Raw genomic sequence first — 11,861 nt, forward strand, 5'->3', positions numbered from 1 at the left:
TTGAATTATGTGTGGTATCGTCGGAGGCGTTGCAGAGCGTTGTGTAACCGAAATTTTAATTGAAGGTTTAAAACGTCTTGAATATCGCGGTTATGATTCAGCAGGCGTTGCTGTACTGAATAATGAAGAAGTTTTACGTGAGCGTCGTGTAGGTAAGGTGATTAATCTTGCCGATGCAGTTGCTGATCAGCAGCTCACTGGGGTAGTTGGTATTGCTCATACACGTTGGGCAACACATGGTAAACCAACTGAAAATAATGCTCACCCGCACATGTCGGGTAAAGTGGCAGTCGTTCACAACGGTATTATCGAAAACTATCAAGAGCTTAAAGATGACCTTCAAGCTTTAGGATATGTATTTACCTCTCAAACAGATACAGAAGTTGTCGCTCACTTAGTTGCAGAAGCACTAAAAAGCACTGACAGCTTACTTGAAGCAGTACAATCTGTTGTTCCTCAGCTTAAAGGTGCATATGCACTGGGTATTATTCATAGCGATTACCCAGATGAGTTAATCACTGTACGCGAAGGTTCACCACTGGTGATTGGTGTAGGTATTGGTGAGAACTTTATTAGTTCAGACCAACTTGCACTTTTACCTGTGACTAACCGTTTTATGTATTTAGAAGAAGGTGATATTGCTCGCCTGACTCGTACTTCAATTGAAGTATTTGCAAACGGTGAACTTGTTGAACGTCCAGTGAAAGAGCTTGACGCAACGGTAAGCAATGCTTCAAAAGGTGAATACAAGCACTACATGCTCAAAGAGATTTATGAGCAACCAGAAGCAATTAAACAAACAATTTCTCAAGCGCTTGATGGCAACAGCTTACGCGAAGACTTCTTGCAAAATGCTGAAGCAGACTTTAGCAAAGTTCAAAGCGTACAGATTATTGCATGTGGTACAAGTTATCACTCAGGCATGATTGCAAAATATTGGTTTGAACAACTGATTGGCGTGCCTTGCCAAGTTGAAATCGCAAGTGAATTCCGTTATCGCACACCTGTGATTGTTGAAAATACGCTCTATATCTGTATTTCTCAATCAGGTGAAACAGCCGATACTTTAGCTGCATTACGTGAAACTCAAAAACGTGCCAAAGCAAACAATATCGATATTCAAACTTTGACTATCTGTAACGTTGCGACGTCTTCAATGGTACGTGAAACTGATCACCACTTATTGACCCTTGCGGGGCCTGAAATTGGTGTTGCATCAACTAAAGCGTTCACGACTCAGCTTGCTGCACTTATGCTACTCGTCTTAAAAATTGGACAAGTAAAACAGCGTATTAGCAATGTCATGATTGAAGAGATTGCTCGCGAATTGTGGCACAGCCCGAAAGTAATTCTTGATACGCTTAAGAATGATGCTGAAATTTTACGTTTATCAGAATTGTTTGTTGAAAAACAACACTGTTTATTCTTAGGCCGCGGCACACATTATCCAATCGCTTTGGAAGGTGCGTTAAAGCTCAAAGAAATTTCATATATTCATGCAGAAGGTTATGCGGCTGGTGAGTTAAAACATGGGCCATTGGCACTTGTTGATACTGAAATGCCAATCGTGATTCTTGCGCCAAACGATGAAATGCTTGATAAGCTTAAGTCAAATATGGAAGAAGTTCAGGCGCGTGGCGGTGAATTATTCGTATTCGCTGATGAAAATAGCGGCGTAGTTGAAAAAGATCGTCAACACGTTGTACAAATTCCGGCAGTAAACGAATGGCTTGCTCCAATCATTTATAGCGTACCAGTTCAGTTGTTGTCTTATCACGTTGCTGTATTACGTGGTACAGACGTTGACCAGCCACGTAACTTGGCGAAATCAGTAACTGTAGAGTAATTCAAAAAAGATCATTATTAAGGCATCACTTGCTTTAATAACTGATTGATTAAGCCCGATATGTAACGCATATCGGGCTTTTTTATTGCGTTCATACCAGAACATAACGGACACTCCCCTAGGCCCCTATGTCACAACGGACTTTTTACTTTTGCGCTGATTTAAAGCTTGAGACATCATTGCGACACAGAGATAAAGGAGCTAAGCGAACTTAGCCCATTTGAGTTTTATCGCAGCGTTGAATGCTGCTGAACAAGTTAGGGGCAAAGTCCTGTGGGAGAACAGGACTTTGCAAACTGGTATGTTTTAAACGTTGTACGGTTTGAGGTGAACAAACCTTTTAAATTCCTGCTGAGCATTGGCCTCATCATTTGTAATACTGTCAGCACCGACCACAAGGTTTAAAACTAATATAAATTTATGAAGTTTCATATTATTCTCATGATTATTTATAAATTTAAATAAAATAAAAATATGATTCGAATAAATATTAAAATAATTTTTCAAATAACAATTAATCCTCCCACAAATATAGGAAAATAAAATAATTAAAATTTTAAAATAGAAATAATTTATAAATTTAAAAAATCAGGTCGCAAAAACCCAAATTTTAAATAAATAAAATAATTAAATAAGTGAGAAAAAAAGTTTGAATAATGGCATGGCCAACTCCTTAAAAATGGAGTTCTACCACCAAATCACCGCGAATTAATTTAGGGTGGTAGAACGAAAGAGGGTTAGCAGACTGACCTAGCGACCAGCACGCGCGAACGCGTCCCCCTTCCGTCCTACCGCAAAGAAAGGGGACGCAAGGGTCTAACGTCTTATAGTAGAACTATAATCCGCCATAGATTTACGGTCTGTCAAAACCGACTGGCAATGTAGGCCAGCAACGAGATAATAATTGGTGATTTTAATTACGTCAATTTATTTTAATAAAAAAATTTTAAATATAATTATTTTATTCATATTTAAATAATATTATTCTCTTTATTATATTTAGAGCTTTTAATTAAATTTAAAATATAAACTTGGATTATATATATTTAGCTAGTAAAATAGATTAACAGTTAATTTTAATTTAATAGTCTATATAAAAATATAAGATGATAAGCAAACACCTCTTATCATCTTTTCTAGAGTTTAATTTTCTATAGCTTTTACGGGTAAACGCGTACCTAACAAAGAAAAAGTAACGTCCGCAACTTCCAACGGGTCTGAACTGGTCCAAATAATATGGTTCCCTTCATTTGGACTTTCAGAACTTAAATGATACTGATTGAGCTGCCGTATTAATTGGGCTGTTACAGCTTCGGAAGGCTCAATAATTTGAATATCACGCCCTACAATTTCCTGAATCGTGTCTGAAACAAACGGATAATGTGTACATCCTAAAATAATCGTATCGACTTTTTGCTCGACCAACGGTGCCAAAATATTTTTTAAATAATCCTTAACTTCCGCTGTATGTGCTTTGCCCGTTTCAATTTTTTCAGCCAAACCAATACACGGCACCAAAGACACTTTAATATCTTGCGCATACGTTTCAATTAAACTTTTTAAGTTTTTACCCTTCACCGTGGTTGCCGTTGCCAAGACAGCAATATGCTTGCTCACGGTCATGGCAACCGCGGGTTTTACCGCTGGTTCTATCGCAATAAGTGGTACATTAATTTGCGCTCTAATGGTTTCAACCGCTACAGCCGTCATGGTGTTACAAGCAATCACGATCGCTTTGCACTTACCTTGAGCAACTAGGTTTGAAATTAAATGCGTGGTTCGTGAAACAATCCAGTCGCTTTCTCTATCTCCATAAGGGACATATCTCGAGTCGGCGAAATAGATAATGTCTTCATTCGGAAGAGCCTGCCGAATATGCTTAAAGAGAGACAACCCGCCTAAACCAGAGTCAATCATCCCAATCGGATTGTTATTATTATTCATGGTTTATCCTGCATTTCATAAATTTAGAAAAATTCTTTCATGGTTGCCAAGTCATTAAGCAGGACTTTGGGCTGAATGGTTTTTAATTTTTCGGCCGATGTATAGCCCCAACCTACCGCAGCAAAATCAATACCTGCTTTATGCGCGGCTTCACCGTCAGTGGTTTGGTCGCCGACATAAATGGCATGGTTCTTACTTACGTCCAAAATGTTGAGAACACGCTTTATTCGCTTCGCTTTGCCAAATATAGACGAGCCGCCATCAATATGGCTAAAAAGCTCACAGAGTTCTTCACCCAGTACATTTTGACAGTTTTCTTTAGAGTTTGAAGTAATAATTGCGAGCGTATATCCACGCTTATGCAGTTCAATTAGGTGGTCACGCATACCGTCAAACAAATGAATTTCTTCATCTCTTTCTTTCATTAACCGAATAAAGTCTTTCGCAATCCAAGGCAGTTTCCACCGAGAAACATTCATCTCTTTCATAATTTCTCTAGGCGTAAGTTGTTTGTAGTACTCAACTTCGTGAAGGCTTACCGTTTTAAACTTATACTTTGCGGAAAGTTGATTTAAAACGTTTAGAAAAAAATGAAAGGAATCGACTAAAGTGCCATCTAAATCAAAAATAATCGCTTGATATTGTTTTAAGGTTTTTTCCATTTCTAATTTCAAAAGTATATTTTTCATTATTATATTATGTTTTTTATATATTTTTAAATCAGGCCCAACGAGGACCTGACCTAAATTTCAAATTTTATTTTAAGCTGCCGCTTTTTGTTCCTTTATCCAATTTTTAATACGGGCATCGAGTATATTTAAAGGCAGTGTTCCTGCATTTAAGATCATGTCATGGAACGCTTTGATATCAAAACGATCTCCAAGCTCCTGTTTCGCAAGCTCCCGTAGCTCTAAAATTTTGAGTTGGCCCATTTTGTATGCCAATGCTTGGGCAGGAATAGCAATATAGCGGTCTGCCTCTGCCTGAATATCTGGTTCATCTAAAGCTGAGTGTTCGCGCATAAAATCAATCATTTGCTGACGCGTCCATTTTTTATAATGCACACCAGTGTCCACCACTAGACGACAAGCCCGGAACAACTCACTCGAGAGTCTTCCATAGTCTGAAAGCGGGTCTTTATAGAAACCAACATCTTTACCCAATTGCTCTGCATAAAGTGCCCATCCTTCTATATAGGCAGTATGGTTAGGCTGCTTTCGGAACATCGGCAAATTTGGCAGGTTTTGGGCAATATCAATCTGCATATGATGGCCGGGAATTGCCTCATGGTAAGCAGTCGCTTCCATTGATATTTTGGAACGTTCAGAGAAGTCCCCCGTATTTACATACACTTGTCCGGGACGTGAACCATCAGGTGTTCCTTGGTGATACTCCGCTCCTGCCGCTTCTTTTTCTCGATATTGCTCTACAGGTAAAACTTCGACTTTATTTTTAGGTAATAAACCAAACAGCTTCGGCAACTCCGGTTGCATTTGGGCAATATACCCGCGATAAATCTCTAAAATTTCTTCACGAGATTTTGGGAAAACAGCAGGATTTGTTTTTAAAGATTGTTGGAAACTTTTTAAGTCATTGAAACCTTGCGCTTTGGCAATTTTCAGCATTTCTGCTTCTATACGAGCAACTTCTTTTAACCCGAGCTGATGAATATTTTCAGGGCTCTCTAGCGTAGTCGTATTGTTTTCTACATAAAAACGATAAAGCTCGTCACCATTTGGCAAGCTCCATATACCCTCATGTTGTCGTCCATGGGGTAAGTAATCTTTCTGAATAAATGTACCGAGTTTTTGATAAGCAGGCCGAACATTTTGATCTATGGCCTGTAGTATTTCACGGCTTAAACGCTCTTGTTCTGCTTTAGAAATGTTGTTTGGAAATTGCTTTAATGGAGAAGCAAATACACTGTCTTTCCCTGCTGGAGCTGCAATACTATCAATCTGCTTTGCCACCTTTTCAATTAAATACTTGGGTGGCATCAACCCGTCTTTTTGCCCTTGTTTCGCTAACTGAATACCTTGATCAAGAATAAGAGGAATTTTTTTTAAACGAGCAATATAGTCTTGATATTGTTTAGTATTATTAAATGGAATCGAACTAATAAATCCCGGAAATTGTAAATGTAGCCCCCACATTTGATTAAAAGGCATCTCATACAATTTCAAATCATAACTTTTAAGTGTCTCTTTTAACTGATAAATCATTAAATCTTTATTTAATTGATCAGTTGCTGAAAATCCTGTGCTATCAATCGCTTCAAAACGTTTTAAAAAATTTTGAGTAGTTTTTTTATCTTTCTCAATCTGATTTTTTGAAGACTCGGTCCATCGATCGTTGTAGCGTAAATCGCCTAAAGTCGTTGCAGTTTCAGGATTATTTTTCAAAGTATATTCCCATTGTTCTTGTAAAAGCTGATTTAAAGCTTTCACCCGAACAGAGACATTAGTGTTTTGCTTAGATTGTGATTTTTCGATGGTATTTGTATTTATTTCGGGGGTTGTAGCATTAGACGAATGAGACATCCAAAATAAAACACTGATACAAGCAAAATGTAAGGTTCTGTTTTTCATTTAATTATCCAAACATATTTAACGAAGTTTAAAATATAGACAAAACAAATTACGTGCCAAGCAGCCTATAAAATAGTGTAAAAATCGAGTATTTTTTTAACTCAATGATTTTATAAATTAATTTTCTTTTTAATTAAATTATTTATAGTTGCTATCTATATTCCCTATTTGACTTTAATTTACCAGAAAGTCAAAAAAAGCGCACATGAGCGATCTCAGTGCACTTTTTCATTTCTACATTAAAAACTTTTTCTTAAGAAAATAAATATTGATAAACAATATACGCAGCCAGTTTTGCTGTTCGATTGTCCAAATCAAATTTTGGATTGCACTCAGCAATATCTAGAAGTTTGATTTTTCCCGTCTCTTGAATATGCTTAAAAATTGCTTCAAAAGTAGCTAAATCAATTCCTTTTACGGCTGGCGCACTGACCCCCGGTGCAACCGCAGCCGCGAAGACATCTAAATCAATCGTAACGTACAAGCAGTCTACTTTTTCAATAAAAGCGTCAACCGCCGTGAGCACATTTGGTAGGTTAAAAATATTAACCTCATGATCGCGTAAATATGAACAATTTAGCGCATCAGCAGTATCAAATAAAACTTTAGTATTGGCATGGTTGGCAACCCCAATACATAAATAATTAAATTGTTTTTGATGCTGTTCTGAAAGACGAGCTGCCTGTAAAAAAGGTGTTCCAGAGGTGGCATGCTCTGCTTCACGCAAATCAAAATGGGCATCAAAATTAATAATGCCTATTTTTTTATCTGGCGCGTGGGCTTGTACATATTGGAACAGACCACTAAAGCTACCAAATGCAACTTCATGTCCACCGCCCAACACAATCGGCTTTAAACCATTTTGTAGGCTGTTTGCGACTTGTTCAGCTAACTCGCTTTGTGCTTGCTCTAAATTCTCATATTCGCAAGTCACTGTACCCAAATCGACCAGGCTCACTGGGCAATGAATCGGTAAGTTAGCCAGTTGTGTACGAATCGCATCTGGCGCATCGGCAGCACCAACTCGGCCTTTGTTACGTTTCACGCCTTCATCAGAGCTAAAGCCAATCAGGGCAAACTCGGCATGTTGGGTTTTATTCATAATATGATGGATACGTTGATGTGCTTCACCATCGCCATCATGACGGCCTTGCCATTTAAATGTGTGATTCATATGCCACCGTCTAAAAAATAACTTCTTGTCCATGCTGAACGACTCGCTTAGGCAAATCGCCGCCCAGCCAGTAAACAATTTCAGATGGATGTTCAATATCCCAAGCCACAAAGTCAGCGACTTTACCCTGCTCCAAACTACCGTGTGTTTGCTCTAAACCGAGCGCTTGTGCGGCATGAATGGTGACACCCGCTAAAGCTTGCTCAGGTGTTAAACGGAATAACGTACTGCCCATATTCAGCATTAAACGTACAGAAAGTGCTGGAGATGTACCCGGATTTAAATCACTCGACAACGCAATACGCACGCCATGCTTAATCAGACTTTCAATTGGTGGGTATTGTGTTTCACGCAATAAATAAAAGGCACCCGGCAATAACACAGCAACCGTACCCGACTCTGCCATGGCTTTGACATCATCTTCGGTCATGTACTCTAAATGGTCAGCCGACAAAGCATGATAACGTGCTGCCAAGCTTGAGCCGCCTAGTGATGAAAGCTGTTCAGCATGAAGCTTAACGGGTAGACCCAATGATTGTGCCGTTTTAAAAACACGTTCGACCTGAGCGAGTGAAAAGGCTAAATGCTCGCAAAACGCATCTACTGCATCGACTAAACCTTCAGCATGTAGTTTAGGCAACATTTCTGTACAGATATGCTCGATATAAGCATCGCTTTGATCTTTGTACTCTGGCGGTAACGCATGTGCAGCCAAACAGGTACTTTTGACCGTTATCGGTAATTTTTCACCAATTTGACGGATTACACGCAGCATTTTGCGCTCGTTTTCGTAATTGAGTCCGTAGCCAGACTTAATTTCAATGGTGGTGACACCGTCTTGCTGCATACAGCGAATACGTTTCAGTGCTGAGTTTAAGAGTTGTTCTTCACTGGCTTCTCGGGTTGCGCGTACTGTACTTGCAATACCGCCACCGCTTGCTGCAATTTCCGCATAACTTACGCCTTGTAAGCGCTTTTCAAACTCAACACTACGGTTGCCACCAAATACGCTATGCGTATGACAGTCGATGAACCCTGGAGTTACCCAAGCACCATTTAAGTCAACTGTTTCGGAATAAGTGTCGGCAGGAAGTTGTTGTTGTTTTCCAATCCAGTGGATGAGATGCCCTTCGGTAACAATTGCAGCATCTTCGATATAAGAATATTGCCCATTTTGCATGGTCGCAATATGGCAGTTTTGCCAAAGTTTTTTCATTAGCCTATCCTCGAAACTGCCCAACAGTAAAACTATTGGGCAGTTGATTTGTTAGCTTTCCATTTCTATGTTTTGCTGGACAGGCTCACTTTCCTTTCCCAAGCTTTGCTCCGGTTTTACCCAAATGCGATACGCAATGGTTAAGAGAGCAAGCCAAGTAATTCCTACATAAATTGCAGGACGCGAGTCTGGGAAGTAGCCCATCATGACTAAAATGAACACCATAAAACCGATTGCAAAAGCAGGTGCATATGGCCAGCCAAATACAGGGAAATCTAGTGCCTTAATTTCAGCAGTAGATAATTTACGGCGCATCGCCACTTGCGAAAGCAAGATCATGAGCCATACCCAAACAGTTGCAAACGTTGCAATTGAAGCAATGATGACAAATACATTTTCAGGAATCAGGTAGTTCAGCACCACACCAATTAACAGCACGCCAGCCATAACCACCACAGTCATCCAAGGCACACCATTACGTGAAAGTTTCTTAAACACTTGCGGTGCTTGACCACGATTTGCCATACCGTACAACATACGGCCTGCACCAAATACATCACTATTAATTGCTGAAATTGCTGCTGTCACCACCACAATATTTAAAATATTTGCAGCAGATTTAATGCCTAAGTTTTCAAAAATTTGTACAAACGGGCTGCCTTGGCTACCAATCTGGTTCCATGGGAAAATCGACATAAGTACAAAAATAGTCAGTACATAGAACAGTAAAATACGGACTGGAACAGCATTAATTGCTTTTGGTAGAGTAGTTTTCGGGTCTTGTGACTCACCTGCGGTTAAACCAATAATTTCGATCCCGCCAAAAGCGAATACCACTACAGATAAGCATGCCACTAAACCTGCAATACCATGAGGCATGAAGCCATCATAAATCCATAGGTTTTGAAGCCCTGGTACAACATTGCTGTGGTCAACGTGGAAGCCGTAGAACATTAAACCCAAGCCACCTAAAATCATGGCAACAATGGCACTGACTTTAACAATAGAAAGCCAAAATTCGAGTTCACCAAAGACTTTTACATGAATAAGGTTAATTGCACCTAAGAACATGATGAGAGACAAAATCCAGATCCACCGCGGTACATCGGGATACCAAAACCCCATATAAATACCAAACGCAGTGACATCGGCAATTGCAACAATCACCATCTCAAAAACATAGGTCCAACCTGTGGTAAAACCCGCCAATGGACCAATGTACTGAGATGCATAGTGGCTGAATGAGCCAGAGACAGGGTTATGGACAGCCATCTCACCCAGTGCGCGCATAACGATATAAATTGCAATCCCTGCAACGATATACGCGAGTAATACTGAAGGCCCTGCCATTTTGATGGCAGTCGCCGAACCATAGAAAAGCCCAGTTCCAATTGCTGAGCCCAATGCCAAGAAACGAATATGGCGGGGGTTTAAACCCCGCTGTAGTGTGGAGGTTTGTGACATTATAATCTCCAATCCTTGAGGAAATTTAGTTGGATTCGGCCACTCCATGTGACCGTTTTATCAATCACACTTCAGATAAACTAGGGAGTAGTTTTGGAATGAGTAACTTGTTTAGGCAACCACTCGCAAGCAATTCACTAGCCTGTTCGATATCCGGAGCAAAGAAACGATCTTCGCTGTAGTAAGGAACTTGATCGCGCAAGATTTTACGAGCTTGTTCAAGTTTAGGCGAGCTTTTTAAACCTTCACGGAAGTCTAAACCCTGACAAGCGCCTAACCATTCAACAGCTAAAATGCCACGAACGTTGTCAGCCATGTACCAAAGACGCTTACCAGCATTCGGAGCCATCGATACGTGGTCTTCCTGATTGGCAGACGTTGGTAAACTATCAACGCTTGCAGGATGTGCAAGTGCTTTATTATCGCTCGCAAGTGCAGCAGCTGTCACTTGTGCAATCATAAAGCCTGAGTTAACACCGCCATTTGCAACCAAGAATGGTGGAAGTTGTGACATGTGGCGGTCCATCATCATCGAAATACGACGTTCAGACAGTGAACCAATCTCAGCGATCGCCAATGCTAAATTATCTGCCGCCATTGCAACAGGTTCTGCATGGAAGTTACCACCAGAAATCACGTCACCTTGTTCAGCAAACACAAGCGGGTTATCCGATACAGCATTTGCTTCAATTTCTAATACTTCCGCAGCCTGACGGATTTGCGTTAAACATGCACCCATCACCTGTGGTTGGCAACGTAAAGAGTACGGGTCTTGAACTTTGCTACAGTCTTCATGTGAATGTGCAATTTCACTTGAGTCTGTTAATAGGTCACGATAAGCCGCAGCTACATCAATTTGACCACGTTGGCCACGTACTTCGTGAATACGCGCATCGAATGGTGCACGTGAACCCAACATTGCTTCAACGCTTAAGCCACCACAAACCGTTGCAGCAGCAAACAAGTCTTCAGCTTCAAACAAGCCACGTAATGCATAAGCAGTTGACACTTGTGTACCGTTTAAAAGTGCCAAACCTTCTTTAGCAGCTAAAGAAATAGGTTCTAAACCTGCAACTTTTAAAGCTTCAACGGCTGGTAACCATTCACCCTTATAACGTGCCTTACCTTCACCAAGTAACACTAAAGACATGTGTGCAAGTGGTGCCAAGTCACCTGAAGCACCTACTGAACCTTTCAGCGGAATGTGTGGGTAAACTTCGGCATTAATTAAAGCCAACAAAGCATCAATTACTTTACGACGAATACCAGAGAAACCACGCGCCAAGCTATTTGCTTTTAACAGAATAATTAAACGAACCATTGCATCATCAAGTGCTTCACCTACACCTGCTGCATGCGAAAGAACCAATGAACGTTGTAACTTTTCTAAATCTTCAGGAGCGATTTTGGTTGACGCGAGTAAGCCAAAGCCCGTGTTAATACCGTAAGCTGTACGCCCTTCATTTACAATTTTCTCAACGCAAGCCACGCTTGCCTCAATTGCAGATGAAGCACATTCATCCAATTTAACTTTGATCGGGTTAAGGTACGCTTGACGTAAATCGGCTAAGGTCAATTTTCCCGGTTGGATAAGTAATTCCATGTTGGCTTCCTAATTTTTTGCACTAT

8 protein-coding genes and 1 pseudogene are annotated in these 11,861 nt (G+C 40.2%); 1 reads left to right on the forward strand and 8 read right to left on the reverse strand.

The features are described 5' to 3' along the window. The first annotated feature begins 7 nt into the window (after positions 1–7). Positions 8–1,846, forward strand: coding sequence for a glutamine--fructose-6-phosphate transaminase (isomerizing) (gene glmS, locus J576_RS08755; protein ID WP_002053990.1), 1,839 nt, complete (start codon positions 8–10; stop codon positions 1,844–1,846). 201 nt (positions 1,847–2,047) lie between these two features. Here glmS and J576_RS08760 read toward each other — a convergent pair. The 8 genes and pseudogenes from J576_RS08760 to hutH form a co-directional block, all read right to left on the reverse strand. Then, a pseudogene (locus J576_RS08760) lies at positions 2,048–2,278 on the reverse strand (hypothetical protein). A gap of 711 nt (positions 2,279–2,989) precedes the next feature. Beyond that, entirely contained in the window at positions 2,990–3,790 is an 801-nt protein-coding gene (murI, locus tag J576_RS08765; protein ID WP_033855557.1) for a glutamate racemase, read from the reverse strand. Positions 3,791–3,813: 23 nt separating this feature from the next. After that, on the reverse strand, positions 3,814–4,452 hold the full coding sequence (locus J576_RS08770; protein ID WP_002053761.1) for an HAD family hydrolase: 639 nt from the start codon (positions 4,450–4,452) through the stop codon (positions 3,814–3,816). Positions 4,453–4,551: 99 nt separating this feature from the next. Beyond that, positions 4,552–6,378, reverse strand: coding sequence for a DUF885 domain-containing protein (locus J576_RS08775; RefSeq protein ID WP_002053881.1), 1,827 nt, complete (start codon positions 6,376–6,378; stop codon positions 4,552–4,554). A 253-nt stretch (positions 6,379–6,631) separates the two neighbouring features. Beyond that, complete coding sequence (hutG, locus tag J576_RS08780; RefSeq protein ID WP_002054008.1) at positions 6,632–7,552, reverse strand: formimidoylglutamase; 921 nt, start codon at positions 7,550–7,552, stop codon at positions 6,632–6,634. Between the two features lie 10 nt (positions 7,553–7,562). Next, entirely contained in the window at positions 7,563–8,768 is a 1,206-nt protein-coding gene (gene hutI / locus J576_RS08785; RefSeq protein WP_002053853.1) for an imidazolonepropionase, read from the reverse strand. Positions 8,769–8,819: 51 nt separating this feature from the next. After that, complete coding sequence (locus J576_RS08790; protein WP_033855558.1) at positions 8,820–10,232, reverse strand: amino acid permease; 1,413 nt, start codon at positions 10,230–10,232, stop codon at positions 8,820–8,822. 64 nt (positions 10,233–10,296) lie between these two features. Further along, positions 10,297–11,835, reverse strand: coding sequence for a histidine ammonia-lyase (gene hutH, locus J576_RS08795; RefSeq protein ID WP_002053879.1), 1,539 nt, complete (start codon positions 11,833–11,835; stop codon positions 10,297–10,299). Between the last annotated feature and the right edge of the window lie 26 nt (positions 11,836–11,861).

Source organism: Acinetobacter sp. 766875 (genome assembly GCF_000582055.1).
Classification (GTDB): Bacteria; Pseudomonadota; Gammaproteobacteria; order Pseudomonadales; family Moraxellaceae; genus Acinetobacter; species Acinetobacter nosocomialis.

What these genes read in the sequence shown, in the direction of transcription:
- glmS (WP_002053990.1), top strand. Translation starts at nt 8, where the DNA reads ATGTGTGGTATCGTCGGAGGCGTTGCAGAGCGTTGTGTAACCGAAATT.
- murI (WP_033855557.1), bottom strand. Translation starts at nt 3,790, where the DNA reads ATGAATAATAATAACAATCCGATTGGGATGATTGACTCTGGTTTAGGC.
- J576_RS08770 (WP_002053761.1), bottom strand. Translation starts at nt 4,452, where the DNA reads ATGGAAAAAACCTTAAAACAATATCAAGCGATTATTTTTGATTTAGAT.
- J576_RS08775 (WP_002053881.1), bottom strand. Translation starts at nt 6,378, where the DNA reads ATGAAAAACAGAACCTTACATTTTGCTTGTATCAGTGTTTTATTTTGG.
- hutG (WP_002054008.1), bottom strand. Translation starts at nt 7,552, where the DNA reads ATGAATCACACATTTAAATGGCAAGGCCGTCATGATGGCGATGGTGAA.
- hutI (WP_002053853.1), bottom strand. Translation starts at nt 8,768, where the DNA reads ATGAAAAAACTTTGGCAAAACTGCCATATTGCGACCATGCAAAATGGG.
- J576_RS08790 (WP_033855558.1), bottom strand. Translation starts at nt 10,232, where the DNA reads ATGTCACAAACCTCCACACTACAGCGGGGTTTAAACCCCCGCCATATT.
- hutH (WP_002053879.1), bottom strand. Translation starts at nt 11,835, where the DNA reads ATGGAATTACTTATCCAACCGGGAAAATTGACCTTAGCCGATTTACGT.